25 protein-coding genes and 1 tRNA gene are annotated in these 22954 nt (G+C 68.7%); 18 read left to right on the forward strand and 8 right to left on the reverse strand.

From position 1 onward, the window contains the following. Window positions 1–20 precede the first annotated feature (20 nt). The 4 genes from ACFUCU_RS12090 to ACFUCU_RS12105 all read left to right on the forward strand — a co-directional run bounded on the left by ACFUCU_RS12090 (window position 21) and on the right by ACFUCU_RS12105 (window position 3004). Complete coding sequence (locus ACFUCU_RS12090; protein WP_377972840.1) at window positions 21–1040, forward strand: hypothetical protein; 1020 nt, start codon at window positions 21–23, stop codon at window positions 1038–1040. Beyond that, window positions 1037–1276, forward strand: a complete 240-nt coding sequence (locus ACFUCU_RS12095; protein ID WP_377972841.1) for a hypothetical protein — start codon at window positions 1037–1039, stop codon at window positions 1274–1276. The genes ACFUCU_RS12090 and ACFUCU_RS12095 overlap by 4 nt, the downstream gene beginning before the upstream one ends. A gap of 37 nt (window positions 1277–1313) precedes the next feature. Further along, complete coding sequence (locus tag ACFUCU_RS12100) at window positions 1314–1889, forward strand: M15 family metallopeptidase (RefSeq protein ID WP_364136626.1); 576 nt, start codon at window positions 1314–1316, stop codon at window positions 1887–1889. Window positions 1890–2116: 227 nt separating this feature from the next. Continuing rightward, a complete protein-coding gene (locus ACFUCU_RS12105) occupies window positions 2117–3004 on the forward strand; it encodes an esterase/lipase family protein (protein ID WP_377972843.1) in 888 nt (295 codons plus the stop codon). A 79-nt stretch (window positions 3005–3083) separates the two neighbouring features. Here ACFUCU_RS12105 and ACFUCU_RS12110 read toward each other — a convergent pair. The 4 genes from ACFUCU_RS12110 to tmk form a co-directional block, all read right to left on the reverse strand. Continuing rightward, a tRNA-Thr gene (locus tag ACFUCU_RS12110) sits at window positions 3084–3156 on the reverse strand. Between the two features lie 113 nt (window positions 3157–3269). After that, entirely contained in the window at window positions 3270–4853 is a 1584-nt protein-coding gene (locus ACFUCU_RS12115; RefSeq protein ID WP_377972845.1) for an alpha/beta hydrolase, read from the reverse strand. Between the two features lie 51 nt (window positions 4854–4904). Beyond that, complete coding sequence (locus ACFUCU_RS12120; RefSeq protein WP_377972847.1) at window positions 4905–6047, reverse strand: DNA polymerase III subunit delta'; 1143 nt, start codon at window positions 6045–6047, stop codon at window positions 4905–4907. Further along, window positions 6044–6724, reverse strand: a complete 681-nt coding sequence (gene tmk, locus ACFUCU_RS12125; RefSeq protein ID WP_377972848.1) for a dTMP kinase — start codon at window positions 6722–6724, stop codon at window positions 6044–6046. The genes ACFUCU_RS12120 and tmk overlap by 4 nt, the downstream gene beginning before the upstream one ends. A gap of 87 nt (window positions 6725–6811) precedes the next feature. On the opposite strand from tmk, the gene ACFUCU_RS12130 reads away from it, so the two are divergent. Next, window positions 6812–7996 (forward strand): trans-sulfuration enzyme family protein, encoded by a 1185-nt coding sequence (locus tag ACFUCU_RS12130; protein ID WP_377972850.1) that lies wholly within the window; start codon window positions 6812–6814, stop codon window positions 7994–7996. A 9-nt stretch (window positions 7997–8005) separates the two neighbouring features. Beyond that, window positions 8006–8359 carry a DUF2516 family protein gene (locus ACFUCU_RS12135; protein ID WP_290256501.1) on the forward strand — a complete coding sequence of 118 codons (354 nt, stop codon included), beginning with the start codon at window positions 8006–8008 and terminating at the stop codon, window positions 8357–8359. On the opposite strand, the gene ACFUCU_RS12140 is transcribed toward ACFUCU_RS12135, so the two are convergent. Further along, window positions 8344–9222, reverse strand: a complete 879-nt coding sequence (locus ACFUCU_RS12140) for a class I SAM-dependent methyltransferase (protein WP_377972852.1) — start codon at window positions 9220–9222, stop codon at window positions 8344–8346. The two genes, ACFUCU_RS12135 and ACFUCU_RS12140, sit on opposite strands and share 16 nt — an antisense overlap. Window positions 9223–9329: 107 nt before the next feature. On the opposite strand from ACFUCU_RS12140, the gene ACFUCU_RS12145 reads away from it, so the two are divergent. Beyond that, window positions 9330–10076 carry a phosphoglyceromutase gene (locus ACFUCU_RS12145; protein WP_364136640.1) on the forward strand — a complete coding sequence of 249 codons (747 nt, stop codon included), beginning with the start codon at window positions 9330–9332 and terminating at the stop codon, window positions 10074–10076. 100 nt (window positions 10077–10176) lie between these two features. On the opposite strand, the gene phoU is transcribed toward ACFUCU_RS12145, so the two are convergent. Further along, window positions 10177–10839 (reverse strand): phosphate signaling complex protein PhoU, encoded by a 663-nt coding sequence (gene phoU / locus ACFUCU_RS12150; RefSeq protein ID WP_364136642.1) that lies wholly within the window; start codon window positions 10837–10839, stop codon window positions 10177–10179. 206 nt (window positions 10840–11045) lie between these two features. Between phoU and ACFUCU_RS12155 the strand changes: the two genes are divergently transcribed. Further along, on the forward strand, window positions 11046–12260 hold the full coding sequence (locus ACFUCU_RS12155) for a sensor histidine kinase (protein ID WP_377972886.1): 1215 nt from the start codon (window positions 11046–11048) through the stop codon (window positions 12258–12260). Beyond that, window positions 12257–12937 carry a response regulator transcription factor gene (locus ACFUCU_RS12160; RefSeq protein WP_290258926.1) on the forward strand — a complete coding sequence of 227 codons (681 nt, stop codon included), beginning with the start codon at window positions 12257–12259 and terminating at the stop codon, window positions 12935–12937. Before ACFUCU_RS12155 ends, ACFUCU_RS12160 begins: the two co-directional genes overlap by 4 nt. A gap of 108 nt (window positions 12938–13045) precedes the next feature. Here the strand turns inward: ACFUCU_RS12160 and ACFUCU_RS12165 are convergent, their stop codons facing one another. Further along, window positions 13046–13621, reverse strand: coding sequence for a hypothetical protein (locus ACFUCU_RS12165; RefSeq protein WP_377972888.1), 576 nt, complete (start codon window positions 13619–13621; stop codon window positions 13046–13048). Window positions 13622–13959: 338 nt separating this feature from the next. On the opposite strand from ACFUCU_RS12165, the gene ACFUCU_RS12170 reads away from it, so the two are divergent. The 6 genes from ACFUCU_RS12170 to rlmB all read left to right on the forward strand — a co-directional run bounded on the left by ACFUCU_RS12170 (window position 13960) and on the right by rlmB (window position 18854). Beyond that, a complete protein-coding gene (locus tag ACFUCU_RS12170; RefSeq protein WP_026266570.1) occupies window positions 13960–14442 on the forward strand; it encodes a CarD family transcriptional regulator in 483 nt (160 codons plus the stop codon). A 91-nt stretch (window positions 14443–14533) separates the two neighbouring features. Beyond that, entirely contained in the window at window positions 14534–15331 is a 798-nt protein-coding gene (gene ispD / locus ACFUCU_RS12175; RefSeq protein WP_377972855.1) for a 2-C-methyl-D-erythritol 4-phosphate cytidylyltransferase, read from the forward strand. A gap of 2 nt (window positions 15332–15333) precedes the next feature. After that, window positions 15334–15861: a 2-C-methyl-D-erythritol 2,4-cyclodiphosphate synthase gene (gene ispF / locus ACFUCU_RS12180; protein ID WP_364136647.1), complete on the forward strand. Its 528-nt coding sequence runs from the start codon at window positions 15334–15336 to the stop codon at window positions 15859–15861. Between the two features lie 41 nt (window positions 15862–15902). Beyond that, complete coding sequence (locus ACFUCU_RS12185) at window positions 15903–16259, forward strand: hypothetical protein (RefSeq protein ID WP_364136649.1); 357 nt, start codon at window positions 15903–15905, stop codon at window positions 16257–16259. Window positions 16260–16301: 42 nt separating this feature from the next. Next, window positions 16302–17756: a cysteine--tRNA ligase gene (gene cysS / locus ACFUCU_RS12190; RefSeq protein ID WP_377972857.1), complete on the forward strand. Its 1455-nt coding sequence runs from the start codon at window positions 16302–16304 to the stop codon at window positions 17754–17756. A gap of 111 nt (window positions 17757–17867) precedes the next feature. Next, window positions 17868–18854, forward strand: a complete 987-nt coding sequence (gene rlmB / locus ACFUCU_RS12195) for a 23S rRNA (guanosine(2251)-2'-O)-methyltransferase RlmB (RefSeq protein ID WP_364136653.1) — start codon at window positions 17868–17870, stop codon at window positions 18852–18854. 76 nt (window positions 18855–18930) lie between these two features. Here the strand turns inward: rlmB and ACFUCU_RS12200 are convergent, their stop codons facing one another. After that, a complete protein-coding gene (locus ACFUCU_RS12200; protein ID WP_377972859.1) occupies window positions 18931–19737 on the reverse strand; it encodes a carbon-nitrogen hydrolase family protein in 807 nt (268 codons plus the stop codon). Window positions 19738–19854: 117 nt separating this feature from the next. Here ACFUCU_RS12200 and glgX point away from each other — a divergent pair, with 117 nt between their 5' ends. From glgX to ACFUCU_RS12215, 3 genes are read left to right on the forward strand one after another with little or no spacing between them, the layout of a single operon-like run. Then, a complete protein-coding gene (gene glgX, locus ACFUCU_RS12205) occupies window positions 19855–21969 on the forward strand; it encodes a glycogen debranching protein GlgX (protein ID WP_377972861.1) in 2115 nt (704 codons plus the stop codon). Window positions 21970–21981: 12 nt separating this feature from the next. Further along, window positions 21982–22488: a ribonuclease domain-containing protein gene (locus ACFUCU_RS12210; RefSeq protein ID WP_377972863.1), complete on the forward strand. Its 507-nt coding sequence runs from the start codon at window positions 21982–21984 to the stop codon at window positions 22486–22488. Window positions 22489–22494: 6 nt separating this feature from the next. Continuing rightward, complete coding sequence (locus tag ACFUCU_RS12215) at window positions 22495–22851, forward strand: barstar family protein (protein WP_290258915.1); 357 nt, start codon at window positions 22495–22497, stop codon at window positions 22849–22851. Window positions 22852–22954: the final 103 nt, after the last annotated feature.

Here is a 22954-nt window from a genome sequence, read left to right on the forward strand (position 1 = left end):
TCGAGTAGGCTCTGGTGCCTATGTGGGGTTCTACGTTCATGTCGAGGGTGCCGATGGGCAAGGCCTGCGCGGTGCTGACGGTCGCGCTGCTGGCCGCGGTGGCCGCCGCGCCGACTGCCGGGGCCGACGACGCGCCCCCATCCGGCTACCCCTCGTGGGCTGACGTCCAGGCCGCCAAGGGCAATGTCGATGCGAAGGACGCCGAGATCCAGAAGATCAACGGCCTCCTGGACGGGTTGCAGCAACAGGCTTCCTCCCTGGGCGCCGCGGCGGTGCGGGCGGGACTGGACTATGCCTTTGCCCACAACAACCTCGAAGCCTCGACGGCGAAGCTGGCGACCCTGAAAGAGAAAACCGCGGCAGCCCATGCCACCGCCGACAAGCTTCACCGGCAAACAGGTGCCCTCGCCGCCCACGACTACATGGGCGGCGCTACGGACCTCGGGCCGTTCTCAGTGCTGGACACACTGCAGAGCAAGGACGGCCTGCAGAAGCTGGACGTCATGCAGTTCGTCGCCCAAAGGACCACGGACCTGTACAACAACTCGCGCGCCGCTGAGGCAGCTGCGGCGTCCCTGGATGCCCAGCAGTCGGTTGAGCAGGCCGAAAACCAGCGGCTCGCCGATGATGCCCAGGCCAAGCTGGCCGCCGCGCAGGACGCCCAGCGGGCCACCCAGGAGAAAGTCGACGAGGAGACTAAATACAGCGGGACCCTCACGGCGCAGCTGGCGGCCCTCAAGGACACCAGCGCGGCGGTTGAGCAGAACTACCGCGCCGGCCAGGAAGCCCAGGCCGCCTACCAGGCGCAGCAGGAAGCGCGCCGGAAAGCAGCTGAAGCTGCGGCGGCCGTGGCGGCCAGGGCGGCTGCAGCGGCTGACGCTGCGGCAGCTGCGCGGACACCTGCCCCCGCACCGGCGCCTGTACCGGCCCCGACGGTGGTGACCCCGGAGATCCCCGGCGGCGCGGTCAACGACCCGGCCGGTGCCCAGGCGTTTGCCGCCAGCCAGCTCGGCGCCACGGCTGGGGCGGGGACCAGATGAGCTGCCTGGTCAAGCTCTGGAACCAGGAGTCGAGCTGGATGACCAACGCCACCAACCCCTCCAGCGGGGCCTACGGCGTCGCCCAGGCCCTGCCGCCGGAGAAGTATTCGTCCACCGGATCCGACTGGCTGACCAACTACCGGACCCAGATTTCGTGGGGGCTCGGCTACATCGCCGGGCGTTACGGGTCCCCCTGCTTCGCCTGGGACCACGAAGTGTCCAACAACTGGTACTGAGACGGTCCGTCCCCCTGGACTCCACCAGAATGGTGCCATGCCAGGACCTCTCGAGAACCGCGCCCAGAACGTCACCGCACAGATGCTCCCGCACACGTACCGCGAGGGTTGTCCGGTAGCCCTGGCAGACCTCTGCGCGGTCAGCTTCGATCACCTCGGCTTCGATGATGCCGTCCACGAGGGCACCCTCATCGTCCACCGGATGATCTCGGCCCCGATCTTGGAAGCCTTCACCGCGGCGCTGGAGATGGGCTTTCCCATCCAGCAGGCCATTCCCATTGACGAGCCGCCCTTTCGGGGCGACGACTTCGTTTCGATGGCAGCCAACAACACCTCGGGCTTCAACTACCGCTCCATTGCCGGCACGGACAGGGTGTCCATGCACTCATGGGGCCTGGCTCTCGACATCAACCCGGCGCTGAACCCCTACCTGGCTGAGGACGGAATCTGGTACCCGGACGCCTCAAACGTTGACCGCAGCGCCCGGCCGGGAGTCTTCACCGCAGATCATCCCCTGACCGAAATTTTTGAAGACTTGGGCTTTGAATGGGGCGGTTCATGGGCCCGGCCGGACTACCACCACTTTCAATGGCGCCGGGGAACGGCCCTGTGAGACCAAACCGTGTCCGAATGATGCACAAACGTGCGGCTAAGGCCGTCAGCATGAACTCATTTTCGCCACATCACCGGAATCCGCTGCACGAACGTTCAAGAACTCCACAACGTCACGGTCCTCCTGCCAGCCTGAAGAAAGAGACGTGATCCGGATCATGTCCAGGCCAGACAAGCCACATCACGAAAGCAAGCCCTCGCGGATGAGGGCCAGCGGAAGAGGACAACATGTCTGACGGCACAAACCACTCCGGTTCGAAACGAGCCAAAGCCATCCGGGGGGCGCTGGGCGCGGCGGCGCTCCTCGGCGCATGGCTCATCGCGTCACCCGCGGCACACGCGGACACCGTCGAGGTATCCCCGCCGGGCGCCAACGACTGGTCCTGCAAGCCAACCGCGGAGCACCCCTTCCCGGTGATTCTCGTCCCGGGAACCTTCGAGAGCATGGCGAAAAACTGGGCCAGCATGGCACCAGCGCTCAAGAGTGAAGGGTACTGCGTGTACTCCCTCAACTACGGTTCCACGAACGGCGTCGATGCGACGGGCCCCATTGCCGACTCCGCCGCCCAACTCGCGCCATTTGTGGACGCCGTACTCGCCTCCACCGGAGCGGAGAAAGTTGACCTCGTGGGACACAGCCAGGGCGGCATGATGCCCCGCTACTACATGGGCTTCCTCGACGGCGCCAAAAAGGTCAACGCGCTCGTGGGCATCGCACCGTCCAATCACGGAACGCAGGGTTTGATCACCCCCACTCCGGGCGGCCTGCCCTCCGCGACGACGGCCGGCGGATCCAACTGCCAGGCCTGCTCCGATCAGCAGGCGGGTTCGGCGTTCCTCACCAAGCTGAATTCACTCGGTGACACCCTCCCCGGTCCGGCGTACACGGTGATCTCCACGACCCACGACGAGGTCGTCACGCCCTACCAGAGCCAGTTCCTGGCAGGTCCTGCGGAGAAGGTCACCAACATCACCATCCAGGACAAGTGCCCGGCAGACCCGATCGAGCACGATCAAACACCCAATGACCCCGTCGTCCAGCGGTTGGTCTCCAACGCGCTGGGACGTCCTGCGGGACAGCCGGCCGACCCGGCGTTCCAGCCGAACTGCGTCTAGGGACAACGGGGGCCTCCGCGGAACCCGGCTTAAAAGACAGAACCCCGCGCATTCTTCGGAATGCGCGGGGTTCTTTTCGAGCTTCCTATCAGAATCGAACTGATGACCTTTTCATTACGAGTGAAACGCTCTACCGACTGAGCTAAGGAAGCACCGCGTGAGCCTCCGGCGGACCGGGCGGATCATGCAAGAGTCAACTGTAATGGAGGGTCCGCGCCCGGGTCAAAATGACCGGAACGGGCGCGGACACGGCCCCGGAACGGCCCTAGCAGACGGTGTTGTCCGCCGGGGTTTTGCCGTCCACCAGGTACCCGTCCACGGCGTTGCCGATGCAGCTGTTGGACCGGCCGTAGGCGGTGTGACCCTCACCCTTCCAGGTCAGCAGCGAGGCCTTGCCCAGCTGCTTCCGCAGCGAACCGGCCCACTCCACCGGCGTCGCCGGGTCCCCGGTGGTGCCGATGACCACGATGTCCGTCGAGCCCTTGTACTGCACCGGCGCGGGGGTGCGCTGGCTCTTGTACGGCCAGTCCTTGCAGCTGGTGGCGCCGTAGGCGAAGTAGTAGCCCAGGGTGGGGGAAAGCTGGCGGAGACGCTGGTCCTCGGCCCGCATCTCGGCGGTGTCCGCGTCCATCGGGTAGTCCAGGCAGTTGACGGCAGTGAAGGCAAAGGTGGAGTTCGCCGAGTAGGTCCCGTTCGGTTCCCGGTCCGCGCCGAAGTCGGAGAGCCGCAGCATGGGGGAGACATCGCCCTTTTTGGCGCTGTCCAATGCCTGGGTCAGCAGCGGCCAGTTGTCGTCGTTGTAGAACGGCAGGATGAAGCCGCTGACGAACATGGAGGCGTTGACCACCCGGCCGTCCTTGGCGGTCTTCGGGCTGGCCTCCACGGACGCGATGATGTCCTGGATCTCCCGGATGGCGTCGTCCGCGCTACCGCTGAAGGGGCAACCGCTGTTCTGCAGGCAGTGCGTCACGTACGCGCGGATCGCCTTCTCGAACGCCTTCGCCTGCCCGGCGGTCAGCTCCTCGTAGTTCAGCGACGGGTCCAGCGCGCCGTCCAGGACCATCCGGCCCACGTTGTCCGGGAACAGGGAGGCGTAGGTGGAGCCCAGGAACGTGCCGTAGGAGTAGCCCAGGTAGTTCAGCTTCGCGTCGTTGAGCACCCCGCGCAGCACGTCCATGTCCTTGGCTGCACTGACGGTGTCCACGTGGCCCAGGACCGGGCCGGTCTTCTCCGCGCACTTGGCGGCGATGGCCTTGTTGTCCGCGAGGGCCTCGGCCAGGCCGGCGTCGGTGTCCAGCTTGTAGACCTTTGCGCGGCTGGCGTCCCGCTCCTGGTCGGTGAGGCAGGTGACGGGTGCGGAACGCTTGACCCCGCGCGGGTCGAAGCCGATGACGTCGTAGTTCGCCCGGACCTTATCGGAGATGTTCGTGGCGCCGGCGTCCCGCACGAAGTCGACGCCGGACCCGCCGGGGCCGCCCGGGTTGACCAGGAGGCTGCCCTTCTTGGTGCCGCCCTTGGCCGCCAGCTTCAGGATGGCGAGCTCGATGCTGCCGCCGTCGGGCTTGCTGTAGTCCACCGGGACCTTGACCTTGGCGCACTGGAAGTCACCCTCGCACCGGGACCAGGTCAGCTGCTGGGTGTAGAAGCTGCGCAGTTCCGCCGGAGCCGCGGCCGCGATGGACGGATCCGCGGACGCGGGGGCGGCCGAGGACTGGTTGTTGCCCGACCCGAACAGCGTGCAGGACGAGAGCACCAGGGCCAGCACCAGGCCCAGTGCCAGGGAGCCGGCCGAGCGCAGGCCGGACCACGGGGGTCGGCTGCCGGCGGGCCGGGATGGTGCTGACGTCATGCGGTTCTCCTCGGGACAGGCAACGTAAAAGAGCGGGACAGAAGCTGGGGGTCAGATGAGGCTGGCGGCCATGGACTCGACCGCCAGCAGGGGAGCGACATTGGAGGTGGTGATCCGTTGCCGGGCGGTGTTGATGGCATCCATCCGCCCCAGCGTCACCTCCGGGGTGGAGCGGCCGGCGAATTCCTGGAGTTCGTCGCGGAGTTCGAGGTTGACCAGGTCCACGGCGTTGCCCATCTGGATGATCAGCACGTCGCGGTAGAAGGACAGGAGGTCCGTCAGGGTGCGGTCCAGCGAGTCCGTGATGGAGCGCTTGGCCCGCCGCTTCTGGTCATCCTCCAGCTGTTTGACCTGGCCGCGCATCGCCGGCGGCAGCGGGCCGCTCTCGGGGGCGCCCAGGGTGGCCAGCAGCGCGGCCTTCTCGGCAGCGTCGCGCTCCTCGTTGGAGCTGGTGGCCTCCTCCGTGGCGATCTTCACCAGCTTGTCCGCCATCATGACGGCGGCGGTGACCCCGCGCAGGTGCAGCGGGAACCGGACCGTGTCCAGCCGGCGCTGCCGGGCGTCCGGGTCCCGGGCCAGCCGGCGGGCGATCCCGACGTGGCTCTGCGCGGCGCGGGCGGCGCGCTCGGCGACGTCGGGTGCGATCCCGTCCCGGCTGACCAGGAGGGCGGCGACGTCGGCCGCGGGGGGCAGCCGCAGGGCCACGGGGCGGCAGCGGGACCGGATGGTCACCAGCACGTCCGCGGGGGAGGGGGCGCAGAGCATCCAGATGGTCCGCGGGGTGGGTTCCTCGATGGCCTTGAGCAGCACGTTGGTGGTCCGCTCCGCCATCCGGTCCGCGTCTTCCACCACGATGATCCGCCACCGCGCCGAGGACGGCCGGTTCCCGGCGGTGGACACCAGTTCGCGAGCCTCGTCGATGGTGATGGTGACCTTCTCGGTGCGCACGAACGTCACGTCCGAGTGCGTCTCGCCGACGATCGTCTGGCAGGCGTGGCACTGCCCGCAGCCGCGGCAAGTGATGTCCTCCTGGTCGCAGTTCAGGGCCGCGGCGAAGGCCTTGGCGGCGTTGGAGCGGCCGGATCCCGGCGGCCCGGTGAAGAGCCAGGCGTGGGTCAGGCCCTCGCCCTCCGCGGCCTGCCGGAGCTGGTCGACGACGGCGGGCTGGCCCTGCAGATCGTCCCAGACACTCATGCCGAGCTGCCCTGCCGGAGCGACAGCAGCGCGTCCACCCGGTCCGCGATCTGCGCAGCCAGGTAATCCACCGGCAGGTGCGCGTCCAGGACCAGGTACTGGCCCGGCCGCGCCGCCGCGAGCTCGAGGAAGGCGCCGCGGATCCGGGCGTGGAAGTCGTCCGCCTCGGATTCGAGCCGGTCCTCGGCTGCATCCCCGGCGGTGCGGCGGCGGCGCCCGTCCGCGGGGTCGACGTCGAGCAGGACGGTCAGGTCCGGCCAGAGCCCGGCGGTGGCCCACTCGTTGATCTCGCGCACCCGGTCCGTGCCCAGATGCCGGCCGGCGCCCTGGTAGGCGACGGAGGAGTCGATGTAACGGTCGGTCAGGACCACGTCGCCGCGTTCCAGGGCCGGCCGCAGGACCTGCTCGGCGTGGGCGGCGCGGGAGGCGGCGAAAATCAGCGCCTCGGTCCGGCCATCGATCTCGCCGTGACCGTGGTCAAGCACAAGGGAGCGCAGCTTCTCGCCGATCGGGGTGCCCCCGGGCTCCCGGGTGCGCAGGACGGTGAGGCCGCGTGACTCCAGCGCCGCGGCCAGCGCGGCCGCCTGCGTGGACTTGCCGGCGCCGTCGCCGCCTTCGAAGGCGATCAGCAGGCCGGGGAACGGCCCGCGGGCAGGGCCGGGAGTCTGGGAAGTCACTGCTCTAGCGTACCGACAACCACGGACACTCTGCTGGTGCGCCGTAACGCCCTGCGGGTCCCGCGCCGCCCCACGTACCCTGTCAGCATGAGTCTCTCCGAAGATCAGGCCGCCGCGCTGTCCGCCGAAACCGTCGTGGTCGCGGCGGGCCGTCCGCCGCGCGAACGCGACGCCCCGGTCAACCCGCCGCTGGTGCTGTCCTCCACCTACTTCGGCACCGGGCCGCTGGGCCCCGGCGACCGCGGCTACGGCCGGTACTCCAACCCCACCTGGGACCCGTTCGAGGAGGCCCTGGCGCAGCTGGAGGGAGCCTCACTGCCCGGGCTGCTCTACGCCTCCGGGCTTGCGGCCGTCAGTTCGGCGCTCTCCCTGGTCCCGCCGGAGGGCGTGCTGGTGATGCCCTCGCACAGCTACGCCGGATCCCTGGTGATGGCCACCGAACTGGCCGAGGCCGGGGTGCTGGAACTGCGGACCGTGGACATCGCGGACACTGACGCCGTCCTGGCCCAGCTGGCGCCCGCCCAGGGCAAACCGGCCAGCGTGCTCTGGCTGGAGAGCCCCACCAACCCGATGCTCGGCGTCGCGGACATCCGCGCCCTCACCGCCGCCGCCCACGACGCCGGGGCGATCGTCATCACGGACAACACCTTCTCCACCCCGCTGGTGCAACAGCCGCTCTCCCTGGGCTCCGACGTCGTGCTGCACTCGGTGACCAAGTACCTCGCCGGGCACTCCGACGTCGTCCTCGGCGCCCTGGTGACCTCGGATGAGGCGTTGCACGCCCGCCTGCTGCACCACCGCACCATCCACGGCGGGATCGCCGGGCCGTTCGAGGCCTGGCTGGCGCTGCGCGGGCTGCGCACCCTGGCGCTGCGGATCGAACGGTCGCAGGCGTCCGCCGCCATCCTCGCGGGGCGTCTGGCCCGTCATCCCCGGGTGGGCAGCATCCGGTACCCGGGACTTCCCACGGACCCCGGCCATCAGCGGGCCAAGGAGCAGATGACGGGCTTCGGGTCGATCCTCTGCATCGAAATGGCCCCGGCGGCCGGGCTGAGCGGCGCGGACGCGGCGGACCGGATGATCACCAGCCTGCGGCTGTGGCTGCCCGCCACCTCCCTTGGCGGGGTGGAATCCCTGATCGAACGGCGGCGCCGGCACACGGCCGAGCCGCTCAGCGTGCCGGAGAATCTGGTGCGCCTCAGCGTCGGGATCGAAAATGTCGAGGACCTGTGGGCCGATTTGGAGCAGGCCCTCGCCACTTTGGACGGTTAGGCTGGGGACATGGACGGACGCTTGCTGATTGACTTTGCCGACAGGGGAATCTACTTCCTCCTCGCCCTGGTGGCCCTGGGGCTCGAGGTGTGGGCTTTCTTCGACTGCCTGCGGCACAAGCCCAACGCGTTCGAGGCCATGTCCAAGCGCACCAAGACCTTCTGGCTCGCCCTCACCGGCGGCGCCCTGGCCATCGGCCTGCTGTCCCTGCTGGGCGGCGGCGGTGGCTTCTTTGGCCCGCTGGGTCTGTTCGGCCTCGCGGCCGTCACCGCGGCCTCCGTTTACCTCGCGGATGTCCGTCCGGCCGTCCGCGACGCCGGCCGCGGCGGCAGCCGCAACATGGGCCCCTACGGCCCCTGGTGACCCCGGCGGCCGCCCTCCGCGGCCGCTAATCCGTCGGGGGCTACCGCGGCCCAGGCCACGGACAGTTCCCCCAGCCGCCAGCGGGACGGCCCGTCCAGCACGGGCCAGCCAGCCTCCCGCAGTGAGCGGCACGCTGCCACCCAGCGCTGCCGGTGCCCGAAGGAAGCCAGCGGTGCCGCGTCCAGCCAGGCCTTGTCCAGCGCCTGCAGAAAGGCGTGCACCTTCTCGCCGGGGACGTTGCGGTGGATCAGGGCCTTCGGGAGACGTTCGGCAATCTCGGAGGGCAGTTCCACGGAGCCGAAGCGCAGGGACAGCCCCAGACTGATCGGACCCCCGGCGTCGAGTGCTACCCAGGTGACGTTCCGCCCAATCTCGTCGCAGGTGCCGTCGACGAAAAGCCCGCCGGGAGCCAGCCGGTCCTGGACCAACCGCCAGATCGCCGGGACGTCGGCCTCCTCATACTGGCGGAGCACGTTGAAGGCCCGCACCAGCACGGGCCGGCCGGGCACCGGCAGCTCGAAGCCGCCCAGTTGGAAGCTCAGACCGGGCCGTTCCAGCGCCTTCGCCTGGCGGACCCGCTCCGGTTCGATCTCGATGCCCACCAGGCGGACATCCGGGCGGACGGCGGAGAGCCGCTGGAAAAGTTCGACGGCGGTGGCGGGGGAGGCGCCGTAGCCGAGGTCCACCACCAGGGGGTCGGCCGCGGTGCGCAGCCGCCACGCCTGCGGCCCGGCCAGCCACCGGTCCACCCGGCGCATCCGGTTGGGGTTGGTGGTGCCGCGGGTCACATTGCCGACCGGCCGCCCGGCGCGTGTTCCGCCCCGGGGTCCGGGGGACGCCACCCGCTCAGCCTTCTGCACCACGGCTTAACCCTAGCCTCCGGCCAGCAGGCCGGGCGCAGTAGCCCGGGTGCGGAAGCCCCGGTGTAACGGACGGCGCCTCCGCCGGGGCCTCGGCTAGGATGACAACCATGACTTACAAGCTGATCCTGCTGCGCCACGGGCACAGCGAATGGAACGCCAAGAATCTGTTCACCGGCTGGGTGGACGTGGACCTGAACGACCAGGGACGTGCCGAGGCGGTGCGCGGCGGCGAGTTGCTCGTGGAGAACAACGTCCTCCCGGACATCCTCTACACCTCGCGCCTGAAGCGGGCCATCAACACCGCCAACCTGGCCCTCGACAAGGCGGACCGCGGCTGGATCGATGTCAAGCGCGACTGGCGCCTGAACGAGCGCCATTACGGTGCGCTGCAGGGCAAGGACAAGGCCCAGACCCTGGCCGAGTACGGCGAGGAACAGTTCATGACCTGGCGCCGGTCTTACGACACCCCGCCGCCGCCGCTGGCCGACGACTCCGAGTTCTCCCAGGTGGGCGACCCGCGGTACAAGGACCTCGGCGACGAGATGCCCCGTACCGAATGCCTCAAGGACGTCCTGGTCCGCCTCCTGCCGTACTGGGAATCGGACATCAAGGAAGACCTGAAGGCCGGAAAGACCGTGCTGGTCACCGCCCACGGTAACTCCCTGCGCGCCCTGGTCAAGCACCTGGACGGGATCAGCGACGAGGACATCGCCGGCCTGAACATCCCCACCGGCATCCCGCTGGTCTACGACCTCGACGAGGACTTCAAGCCACTGAACCCGGGCGGAACCTACCTCGACCCGGAGGCCGCGGCCGAGTCCATCAAGGCCGTGGCGAACCAGGGCAAGAAGTAGCCCCGGAAGTTCCCCGGAAACGTTGACGGCGGCCGTCCACCCCCAAGGTGGCCGGCCGCCGTCGTGTGTTTCTCCAGCGGTACTGGCGGTACTGCCGGTACTAGCTGTGCTCGATGCTGTTCGGGTGCCAGGCGCCGGTGACCAGGTAGGTCACCTTCTGTGCCACGGACACGCCGTGGTCGGCGAAGCGCTCGAAGTAGCGGCTGGCCAGGGCCACGTCCACGGTGGTGGCGGCGGACTCGGCCCAGTCGCTGCGGGCGATCGCCTTGAACACGGACAGGTGCAGGTCGTTGACGGTGGTGTTGGCCTTCAAGATGTCCCGGGCCACCTCAAGGTCGCGGGTCTCCAGCAGGATGGTCAGCTTCTCCGCGATCTCCAGGTCCGCCTTGGCGAACTCCCGGAACGTGTCCTGCAGCTGGGCGGGAATGACGTTGGCCGGGTAGCGGAGCCGGGCCAGCTGGGCGATGTGCCGGGCCAGGTCTCCCATGCGCTCCAGCGATGCGCTCATCCGCAGCGAGCCGACGATCATGCGCAGGTCGCTGGCTACCGGGCCCTGGAGGGCCAGGATGTCGATGGCGCGTTCGTCGAGGCTGTTCTGCAGGAAGTCGATGCGGGCATCGGCGGCGATGACATCCTCGGCGAGGTCGACGTCGGCGCCCTCGAAAGCGGTGGTGGCCTTCTCGAAGGCCTCGCTGACCAGCTTGGAAATCTCAACGAGCTGTTCACCGACCTGGGCGAGCTCTTCCTGAAAAACCTTACGCACGGGGCGTCCTTTCCTCGTCGACGTCGCGGACGGCCGCTGGGCCGGCAACGTCTGGTTTCGCCGTAGCGGCGTTCAACCTGCCACCCTGCCACTCGTCGGTGAACTGTTGCGCCCCACTAGATGAACGTTAGCTGAACCAGCCCCGGAACCGCACACGTTTTCGATTGAGCCGCCCGCGCACCGCATAAGCTGGAGCCGTGGATCCAATGCTCATCGGTGTGATCGCCGGCCTCATCGGCCTGGCGCTCGGCGTCTTCGGCGTGCTCGCGTTCCGCCTCAGCGAACAGCAGCGCCGGATCAGCGACGTCGAGACCGACGAACCCTCCCTGCCCGAGGGCGCCGCCGAGGTCCTGGCCGTCCTGGGCCGGGCGTTCGTGGTGGTGGACGCGATCGACGGCGTCGTCCGGGCCAGTCCCGCCGCCTATGCCTACGGCCTGGTCCGCGGCCACACCGTGGTCCACCAGCAGCTGCTCGAGCTGACCGCCAAGGTCCGCCGCGACGGCGTTATCCTCGAGAAGCAGCTCGAACTGCCCCGCGGCCCGCTCGGCCAGGGTACCCTGATCGTCCAGGTCCGCGCAGCCATGCTCGGTGAGGAATACATCCTGCTCCTGGCCGATGACCGCACCGAGATCACCCGCACCGAGGAGATCCGCAACGACTTCGTCGCCAACGTATCGCACGAGCTGAAGACCCCCGTCGGGGCCATTTCGCTGCTGGCCGAGGCGCTGGAGGCTTCCCCGGATGACGAGGAAGCGGTCCGCCGCTTCGCCAAGCGGATGCACAAGGAGTCCACCCGTCTTGCCGCCCTGGTGCAGGACATCATCGAACTCTCCCGCCTGCAGGGCGCCAACGTCGCCCAGGCCGCACATCCGGTGGACATCAACACCGTCGTCGCCGAGGCCGTGGACCGCTCCCAGCTGCCGGCCGAGAGCAAGAACATCGACATCGTGGTCGGCGGTCGGACAGATGCGATGGTCTACGGCGACCAGGACCTCCTCGTCACGGCCCTCCGCAACCTGATCGACAACGCCATCCGCTACTCGCCGGAGAACACCCGCGTCGGCGTCGGAGTCCGCTCCCGCGACGGCCTGGTGTCCGTCTCCGTGACGGACCAGGGCGAGGGCCTGAGCCCGGAGGACCAGGAGCGCGTGTTTGAGCGCTTCTACCGGGTGGACTCCGCGCGTTCCCGCCACACCGGCGGCACCGGGCTGGGCCTGAGCATCGTCAAGCACGTCATGGCCAACCACGGCGGCGAGGTCACGCTCTGGTCCCAGCCGGGCCAGGGTTCCACCTTCACCCTCCGGCTGCCGGAAATGGAAGGCCAGGACGCCCCCGCCGGCGATCCGCGCCGGGCACCCCACAGCGAACGACCTGAACGACGCGACGCCGCCGGCGTCCATGAACAAGGAGCTAGCGCTTGAGCCGGATTCTTATTGTCGAGGACGAGGAGTCCTTCAGCGACCCGCTGTCCTTCCTCCTGGGGAAGGAAGGATTCGAGGTGGAGGTCGTGGACAACGGCCTCGATGCAATCACCGAGTTCGACCGGAACGGCGCAGACCTGGTCCTCCTGGACCTGCAGCTGCCCGGGCAGTCCGGCACTGAGGTCTGCCGGCAGCTGCGGCAGCGCTCCTCCGTCCCGGTCATCATGCTGACCGCCAAGGACGCCGAGATCGACAAGGTGGTGGGCCTAGAACTTGGTGCCGACGACTACGTCACCAAGCCCTATTCCTCCCGCGAGCTCGTCGCCCGCGTCCGGGCCGTGCTGCGCCGGCACGGCGAACCGGAGGAACTGGTTTCCAGCACCGTCCAGGCGGGCCCGGTCCGGATGGACGTCGAACGGCACGTGGTCAGCGTCCAGGGCGAGCAGGTCTCGCTGCCGCTGAAGGAGTTCGAACTTCTGGAGATGCTGCTGCGCAATTCCGGCCGCGTCCTGACCCGCGGGCAGCTGATCGACCGGGTCTGGGGATCGGACTACGTCGGCGACACCAAGACCCTCGACGTGCACGTCAAGCGGCTGCGCAGCAAGATCGAGCCGGACCCTTCTGCGCCGCGGCACCTGATCACGGTCCGCGGCCTGGGCTACAAGTTCGAACCCTAAACCTACCGGGTGCGCGCAGTCGGCCCGATAGAGACCGGGGCGGCATAACAAAGGAGCGGCACCCCGCGAGGGGTGCCGCTCCTTTGTGTTTGTGGTGCCTGGTGCCGTTTAGCGGCTGGCCGTCGGGGACGCCGTCGCGGATGCCGGTGCCGAGGTCGACGACGACGCCGAGCTGGACGCCGAGCTCGAGGAGGTGGCCGTCGGGGTCGGGGTCGGGATGTACTTCTTATAATCCGCGATCGTGCCGTCCAGTACCGGCATGTTGAACTTGGCCTTCATGTTGGTGGCGCTCTCGGAGAGAGTGACCTCCACCAGCGAACCGGGCTTCCCGCCCGTGGTGCTCAGGGTTGCCGAGTCGGTGCTGTCGTTGAGCAGGACGTAGGAGTTCTTCTTGACCGGCACCTGGGTCTGCGAGCCGCTGGCACCGTTGATGGTCAGCGTGACGTCGTTGGACGAGGTGTTGTACACGGCGCCGAGGACGCGGCCGGGCTTGTTCTCTCCGTCGGAGACGATCATCATGTTGCGCAGCTGCACCGGGCCGAGGTCCGTGCGGGTTCCGTCGGAGGCGGAGTACTGCACCGAGGTCTGCTGGGGGTTGATGTAGCCGCAACCGGAGACGGACAGCAGGCCAATGCCAAGTGCCGCCGTTGCCATTGCCAGCTTGCCGCGCCGGCCCGGGGTCATCGCAGTGAAACGCACGTCACGCACTCCTTGAGAGTCTTGAAACAGTATTCAGCCATAGCCTATCGGCAACCGGGCCCAAACGAGGATTCCTAAGCCTCCCCGGTGACGCCGTGCGGGGACCCGTGCAGCGGGCACCGGGCTCCCCGGCGTCGTCGTCGAAGGCCTCCCGGGGCACCTTGGCGCGGCACGCCCAATGCACTATTATCCGCATCCGTCAAGGGGTTTGAGCCGCCGATTGAGGCCATTTTCCGCGGAATCTCGCGGTTTCTCCGCCGGAACCATGCCAGTCGTATGCCTTAATCGTGATAAACTGGTCTGCGGGAAAGGGGAATGTCCACATGGTTTTTGAGGTCGGCGAGACAGTAGTTTACCCTCACCACGGTGCAGCAAAAATTGAAGAGATCAAGATGCGCACTGTCAAGGGCGAAGAGAAAATGTATCTCAAGCTCAAGGTGGCTCAGGGTGATCTGACCATTGAAGTTCCAGCAGAAAACGTTGACCTTGTTGGGGTCCGGGACGTAGTGGGCAAGGAAGGCCTGGAGCACGTGTTCGATGTGCTTCGTGCCGAGTTCACTGAAGAGCCCACCAACTGGTCGCGTCGTTACAAGGCAAACCTGGAAAAGCTTGCTTCCGGTGACGTGATCAAGGTAGCCGAGGTCGTCCGCGACCTGTGGCGCCGCGACCACGACCGGGGTCTCTCCGCAGGGGAGAAGCGCATGCTGGCCAAGGCCCGCCAGATTCTGATCTCAGAACTGGCTCTGGCTGAGAAGACCGACGAAGAGAAGGCTGCAAGCGTTCTCGACGAGGTTTTGGCTTCCTAACTAAGAATCGAACCCCGGTGGCGTCAGGCCGCCGGGGCTTCTTTTTGCCCAAAACCGGCCCGCCCACGCGTCGGGACGTAGGCTTGAGCGCATGACTACTCCATCGGCCGCCCCCGTCACCGCAGTCATCCTCGTGGCCGCCGGATCCGGCCAGCGGCTGGGTTACGGGATGCCCAAGGCCAAGGTTCCCCTGGGCGGGGACAGCATTCTCATCCACGCCCTCCGCGGGGTCGCCGCCGCCGGGGTCGCCCGGCAGATCTGCGTCGCGCTCCCGCCCGGAGACCGGGACCTGGCCGCGCAGTGCGAGGCGTTCGCCGAGGAACTGCAGCGCGGCGGGGACGCGTCGGAGGCCCCCGAGATCACGGCCGTCGACGGCGGCGCCAGCCGCGCTGATTCGGTGCGCGCCGCCTTGGCCGCCCTGCACCCGGACACCCGGTCCGTCCTGGTGCACGACGCCGCCCGCGCCCTGGCACCGGAGGCCGTCTTCCACCGGGTGGCCGAGGCCCTGGCCGCCGGAGCGCTGGCCGTCATCCCCGTCTTGCCCGTGGTGGACACGGTGAAGACCGTCGCCCGGACCACCGGCCCCGACGCGGACATCGCCCCGGAACTGGTCACCGGCACGGCACCCCGGGAGGCCCTCCGCGCCGTCCAGACCCCGCAGGGCTTTAGCCTGGACACCCTCCGCCGGGCCCACGAATCCGCGGAAGGACTCGACGAAGCCCAGGCGGCCGCCGTCACCGACGACGCCATGCTGGTGGAACTGCTGGGCGTTCCCGTCCACGCGGTCCGTGGTGCCAGCCAGTCGCTGAAGATCACCACCCCGCTGGACCTGATCCTCGCCGAGGGCCTGCTTGAGGGTCCGCTCGGCGCCCGCTGGGTGGAGGGCTAACCATGGACCCGAAGCAACGGCCCCTGCTGCCGCGCACCGGCATCGGCATCGACGTCCACGCCTACGCCCCGGACGAGGCGCCCCAGCCGCTCTGGCTCGGCGGCCTCCACTGGGAGGGTGAGCGCGGGCTGGCCGGCCACTCCGACGGCGACCCGGTGGCCCACGCGGCGGCCGACGCCCTGTTCTCCGCCTGCGGCATCGGCGACCTCGGCACCCACTTCGGCACGGACCGGCCCGAATACGCCGGAGCCTCCGGCGTCACCCTGCTGTCCGCGGCCGCCCGGATCGTCCGCGCCGCGGGCTGGGAGATCGGCAACATCGCCGTGCAGTTCGTCGCCAATAGACCCAAGTTCGGGCCGCGCAGGGAGGAGTCCCAGCGGGTGCTCAGCGAGGCCGCCGGAGCCCCTGTCAGCGTCACCGCCACCACCAGCGACGGCCTCGGCTTCACCGGCCGCGGCGAGGGCATCGCGGCCACCGCCACCGCCCTGGTCTACCCGGCCGACTCCGCCGGCGGCGCCGATCTGGCCTAGGCTTAACGGACAACCCCCGCCCGGAACGTCAGGAGTTTCCCGTGAAAAAGCTAGCCCCCGCCGTCGTCCTCGCCACAGGACTGCTGCTGGCCGGGTGCGCCGGATCCACCCCGCCTGCCGCCAGCCCCACGCCGTCGCGCATGAGCGTGGACGAGAGCTGCAAGTTCCTGAACACGGACACCTTCGTGCCCACGGGTACCGACAAGGACAAAGCCGGGCAGATCAGCAAGCACTATCAGGAGGTCGCGGACAAGGTGGCCCCCGAGGTGGCTGACCCCATCCAGAAGATGGCCGACGTCATGAAGCAGGTCGCGGGCAGCTCCACCGGAGTCCAGACCACGGACCAGCTCAACCAGCTGCGCCAGAACATGGACCAGATCGGCCAGCACTGCAAGTAACGGACCGGCCGGCGGCAACACCGCATCGGCTAGTCTGGACCGGTGACACTGCGCTTCTATGACACTGCATCCGCCGAAGTCCGCGACTTCGTCCCCCTGGTTCCGGGGAAGGTAAGCCTCTACTACTGCGGCGCCACGGTGCAGGGCATGCCGCACGTCGGTCACATCCGCTCAGCGATCGCCTTCGACCAGCTCACCCGCTGGCTGCAGTACCGCGGCTTCCGGGTCACCACGGTCCGCAACGTCACGGACATCGACGACAAGATCCTCGCCAAGTCCGCCGAGTCGTTCGCGCCCGCGTTCGACGAGGGCGACGGCACCGTCCGCGAAGAGGAATGGTGGGCGCTGGCCTACCGTTACGAGCAGGAATTCCGTAAGGCGTATGACACCCTGGGTGTCTCCAGGCCCACCTACGAGCCGCGCGCCACGGGCCACATCCCCGAGATGCACGCCCTGATTCAGCTGCTGATCGACCGCGGCCACGCCTACCCGGCCCTCGACGACTCCGGCGACGTCTACTTCGATGTCCGCTCCTGGTCCGCCTACGGGTCCCTGACCCGGCAGAAGATCGAGGACATGCAGGGCGCCCCCGACGCCGACCCGCGCGGCAAGAAGGACCCCCGCGACTTCGCGCTCTGGAAGGGCCACAAGGACGGCGAACCGACGACGGCGAGCTGGGCCTCCCCGTGGGGCGCCGGACGCCCGGGCTGGCACCTCGAATGCTCCGCGATGGTCACCAAATACCTCGGCACCGAGTTCGACATCCACGGCGGCGGCCTGGACCTGCGCTTCCCGCACCACGAGAACGAGATGGCCCAGTCCCAGGCGGCCGGCCACGGCTTCGCGAACTTCTGGATGCACAACGGCATGGTCACCTACGCCGGCGAGAAGATGTCCAAGTCCATCGGCAACACCATCAGCCCGGCCGAGATGCTCGAACTCGCCCCGCCGCGGGTGGTTCGGTATTACCTCGGCCAGGCCCAGTACCGCTCGGTGCTGGACTACCAGCCGACTTCGCTGCAGGAAGCCGCCGCCGCCGTCGAGCGCATCGACGGGTTCATCAGCCGCGCCGTGCGCGCCCTGTCCGACGGCGGGAACTACAGCTTCTCCACCTACGGCGACGTCCCCGAGGCGTTCGAACGCGCCATGGACGACGACCTCAACGTCCCGCAGGCCCTCGCCGTCCTGCACGAGACCGTCCGGGCCGGCAACACCGCATTGACCGACGGCCGGACCGAGGACGCCCGCCAGGCCCTGCACCACGTCTACGACATGCTGCGGGTCCTCGGCCTGAACGACACCGCTGCCCCCGCCGTGGACGGCCAGGCCACCACCGCGCTCGGCGTGCTGGTGGAGGCGCAGCTGGCAGCCCGGGCGCAGGCGAGGGCGGCCAAGGACTGGGCCGCCTCCGACGCCATCCGGGACACCTTGGCCGCGGCCGGCGTCGTCGTCGAGGACGGCGCGGACGGTGCCAGCTGGAGCATCAAGCGCGGCTGAGCCCCGGCGGCCGTGCGGGCCGCCGCACCCGCGCGGTCGAGGATTTAACCCGAGTCAGTAGACTGGAGTCCAGACTTATCAACGATTCGCGTACTTCAAAGGGTGAAACTCATGGCCAATAACGGTCGCCGCTCGGTCAAACAGAAGAAGGGTCCCACCGTCGGGACCGGCGGCCATGGCCGTAAGGCTCTCGAAGGCAAGGGCCCCACTCCCAAGGCGGAGGACCGGGTCTACCACAAGGCCCACAAGAACAAGCAGCTCGCGGAGCGCTCCGCCGCCAAGCGCGGTACCGGAGCCCGCAGCGCCGGCGCCCGCTCTGGCCCCAAGGGCCGCGCCACCGAGGAAGTCGTCACCGGCCGCAACTCCGTGGTCGAGGCGCTCCGCGCCGGGATCCCCGCCAAGGCCCTGCACGTGGCCATCCGCATCGAGATGGACGACCGGGTCAAGGAATCCCTGAAAATCGCGGCCGAGCGCGGCATTCCCCTGCTGGAAACCGGCAAGCCCGAGCTGGACCGGATGACCGACGACGCGATCCACCAGGGCCTGGTCCTGCAGATCCCGCCGTACGAGTACCAGGACGCTTACGAGCTGGCCGAGGCAACCGTCGAGGCGTGGAAGGTGGGCCACATCGCCAACGCCCCGCTCTTCGTCGCCCTCGACGGCATCACCGATCCCCGCAACCTCGGCGCGATCATCCGTTCCGTCTCCGCGTTCAGCGGCCATGGCGTGATCGTCCCCGAGCGCCGGTCCGTCGGCGTGACCGCCTCGGCCTGGAAGACCAGCGCCGGCGCGGCGGTCCGCGTCCCGGTGGCCCGCGCCGCGAACCTCAACAGCACGCTGAAGGCGTTCAAGAACATGGGCATCTTCGTCCTCGGCCTGGACGGTGACGGCGACGTCTCACTGCCGGACCTGGCGCTGGCGAAGGAACCGGTCTGCATCGTGGTCGGCTCCGAGGGCAAGGGCCTGAGCCGCCTGGTCCGCGAGAACTGCGACCAGATCGTCTCCATCCCGATCGACTCCGCGATGGAATCGCTCAACGCCTCAATGGCCGTGGGCATCTCGCTCTACGAGATCTCCCGCCAGCGCGCCACCAAGTAAATCGCACCGCGGACGCTCCCTCACCTCAGGTGAGGGAGCGTTGTGGTTTAAGTCGCCGGATCTGAGGGAGCGTCGGCTAGAAGCGGTGGCGGTTGGCGAGGACCGGGAGGCTCTTGCGGGCGGCGTCGACCTCGGCGGGGTCCAGGTCCACGAACAGCAGGTCCGGTTCCGCGCCGAGTTCGGCGATCGCCTCGCCAAACGGGGAGGCGACCAGGGAATGCCCGACGCCGGTGGGGGCGCTGCCCCGGACCTCGAGTCCTGCGCTGGCCGGGTCGGCCTGGCCGCAGGCCACCACGAAGCTGGTCGAGTCGGCGGCGCGGGCCCGTGCCAACAAGGTCCACTGCTCCGCCTTGCCCGGCCCGCTGCCCCAGGAAGCGCTGACCAGGGTCACGACGGCGCCGCGGTCGGCGAGCTCCGTGAACAGGTCCGGGAAACGCACGTCGTAGCAGGTGGCGAGGCCCACGGTGACGCCGCCGACGTCGAACGTCACCGGCTCCGTACCCGCCTCCACCGTGTCGGACTCGGCGAACCCGAAGGCGTCGAAGAGGTGGATCTTGTCGTAGCTGGCGGACACGCCCGGCCCGGTGGCGAGCAGGGTGTTCCGGACCCGGGGCGATCCGTCCTTGGCCGCACCCGGCGTGAACATGCCGGCCACCACCACCAGGTCCTGCTCCGCGGCGATGGCCCGGACGGCCGAGGCCCACGGGCCATCCAGCGGTTCGGCGATGTCCACCAGCGAGTTACCGAAGGCCCGCATGGTGGCCTCCGGGAAGACCACCAGGTCCGCGCCGCCTGCCTTGGCCCGCGCGGCATACTCCCGGACAAGGTCAAGGTTCCGGTCCAGATCGCGGCCGGTGATGATTTGCGCCAGTGCTATCCGCACGGTTACCTCCAGTTCGGTGCCTGCCTCCAGTATGCCGCCCCCGGACGTTCCAGAGTTCCGTCGTAACCCGACCGCGCGGAGAGGGTGCGGGAGGCGGCCCCGGCTAAGCTATGACCAATGGTCAAGTCCTTTGTAGATTCCGCAACGACCGTGGATGCCTCACGGCCGCTTCCGCTGGGACTAAGCGTGCCGCGCACCGGCTCCCCGGAGACCGATGATCCGCGCGGTTCATCGGTGAACGTGGCCGTCTATGCCCCCGCCGTCGCCACCCTCGAGGTGGTTTACCAGGCCCCAGGCCGCGGCTGGCAGGTCAAGGCGCTGCCGAACGTCACAGCCGGCGTGCACCACGGCATCGTCGAGGGGCTGCCGGTAGGCTCCCGCTACGGGCTGCGGGCGGCGCCGGAGGCTGAGGCCCTGCCCGTCCCGGTTCCCACCCAGGATTTCGACGACGACGGCGTGCAGCCGCTGCTGCTCGACCCCTACGGCCGCGCCGTCGATCAGCGGGAGAAGCTGATCACCAACGTCCGGATGTCCGGCGACTTCGACTGGGGCGTGGACCGTGCCCCGGCCACGCCGTGGCGCGACACCATCATCTACGAGGCGCACGTGCGCGGGCAGACCATGCTCCACCCGGACATTCCGGAGCACCTGCAGGGCACCTACGCCGGCATGGCGCACCCGGCCATGGTCGAGCACCTGGTCTCGCTGGGGATCACGGCTGTCCAGTTGCTGCCGGTCCACTTCCACCTGGACGAAGCCCATCTGCAGAACCTCGGCCTGACCAACTACTGGGGCTACAACACGGCCGCCTTCTTTGCCCCGCACCCGGACTACGCCACCCAGGCCGCCCGCGACGCCGGGCCGCAGGCGGTACAGGACGAGTTCAAGGGCATGGTCAAGCTGCTCCACGCGGCCGGCCTCGAGGTGATCCTCGACGTCGTCTACAACCACACCGCCGAAGCCGGTCCGGACGGGCCCACGCTCAGCTTCCGCGGCCTGGGCGAGCTGCAGTACTACCGCCACGACGGCCAGGGACGCTATGTGGACACCACCGGCTGCGGCAACTCCCTGAACTTCGGCGAACCCCGCGTCGTGCAGCTGGTCCTCGACTCCCTGCGCTACTGGGTCAACGAATTCCACGTCGACGGCTTCCGCTTCGACCTTGCCGTCACGCTCTGCCGGAACGCGGCCAACGAGTTCGACCCCCGGCACCCGTTCCTGGTGGCCGTCGCCGCCGATCCGGTCCTCTCCGAGACCAAGCTGATCGCTGAACCCTGGGACGTGGGCTACGGCGGCTGGCAGACCGGCAAGTTCCCGCCCGGCTGGGTCGACTGGAACGACCACTTCCGCGACGCCGTCCGCACCTTCTGGCTGGCGGACCGGGCCGCCATCGAGTCCGGCGGCCACGGTGGATCCGTGGCGAAGCTGGCAGACGCACTCTCCGGCTCCGCGGCGCTGTTCGCCGGGTCCGGCCGGAACCGGCTGGCCTCGGTCAATCTCATCACCGCGCACGACGGGTTCACCCTTGCGGACCTGGTCTCCTACGACCGCAAGCACAACGAGGCCAACGGCGAGCAGAACCGGGACGGCCACGGCGACAACCGCAGCTATAACCACGGCTTCGAGGGCCCCACCGAGGACGAGGGGATCCTGGCCAAGCGTGCGCAGAGCAGCCGCAACCTGATGGCCTCGCTGATGATCTCGCAGGGCGTGCCGATGATCACCGCCGGCGACGAGGTGGGCCGCACACAGCAGGGCAACAACAACGCCTACTGCCAGGACAACCCGCTGACCTGGATCGACTGGACCAGCACCCCCGAATCGCACTCGATGCTGCGCAGCACCAAGCGCGTCATCCGGCTGCGCAAGGAGTTCCTCGCCGGCCAGCCCCACGACTACCCGGCCCGGGAGCGGCAGTCCTACTTCCACTGGTTCGACGTCGACGGCCGGCAAATGTCTGCCGAACGCTGGCAGGACCCCGCCCACCGGGTGGTTCAGCTGCTGGTGGGTTCCGATGTCGGCCGCGTGGTGGGCCTGGTGGTTGTCAACGGCGGCGCCGACGACGTTAAGGTCACCCTGCCGCCCGTCCCGCACGACGACGGCACCGGCCACCGGATCTACGAGCTGCGGCTCACCACCTCGGAGTGGCACGACCGCCGGCAGGGCGTCCGGATCGCCTCCGGTGAACGCGACGTGGTCCAGGCGAACAGCATCAGCATCTACCGCATCTAGGGGGAACCGGAGATGACCACCAAACGCCTCAGCACCCTGATCGGGGCGCTCCTGACCCTAGCGGTGCTCGTGCTGGTGGTCGCCGGGATCCCGCGGACGGGCGACTCCCCAGGCAGTGCAACGTCGCCGGCCCAAACCAGTGCCGCCGCCAGCGCCGGCGTCTCCGCCAGCCCCAAGCCCTCCGGAGGGCCGGCAGCAGCGCGGCCCACGGGCACGGGCGTCGCGAACCCGTCCCGGCTCCCCGAGGTCAAGGCCTCGGAGTTGCCGGCCGAGGCGCGGCAGGTCCTGGTGTTGATCGCGCGCGGCGGGCCCTACCCGTACAGCAGGGACAACATCAGCTTCGGCAACTTCGAGCGGGTGCTGCCGCAGAAGCCCTCGGGCTACTACCGGGAGTTCACGGTTCCCACGCCCGGCGAATCGGACCGGGGCGCACGGCGGATCATCGCCGGAGACGCGGGGGAGAAGTACTACACCGCGGACCACTATTCATCGTTTTCATTCATCGCCGAAGGCAAGTAGGGACCCATGAAGATCTACTCCGCAGATACCTGGACGCCCGAGGAGCTGCAGGCGCAGGTCCGCGACGCCGGCCGCCGGACCCTGATCGTCCCCGCCGCCAACACCAAGAAAGAGGTCCTCGCCGCCTTCGGCGAGGTGCTGGATTTCCCCGAGCACTACGGTGTGAACCTCGACGCCCTCAACGATTCCCTGCATGACTTCGCCGACGCCGCGGGCGACGACGGCCACGGCCCGGTCACGGTCATCTGGCAGGTCCCCGCCGCCTTCCGCGCCGACCGGGCCTTCGGCGTCATCTGCGAAATCCTGCAGGACGCCGAAAGCTACGCCGGCAAGGACCTCAAGGTCATCACCGTCTGCCTGTGACTGGCCGCTAGCTCAGGCCCGTCGAAGGCGGGATGATCCGGAAGCGTGCGTCTAAGCGAGGAACGAGCGAGCACGCGGAGGATTATCCCGTCTCCGACGGGAG

Origin of the sequence: Arthrobacter sp. NPDC057259 (genome assembly GCF_042668995.1) — a bacterium.
Taxonomy (GTDB): Bacteria; Actinomycetota; Actinomycetes; order Actinomycetales; family Micrococcaceae; genus Arthrobacter.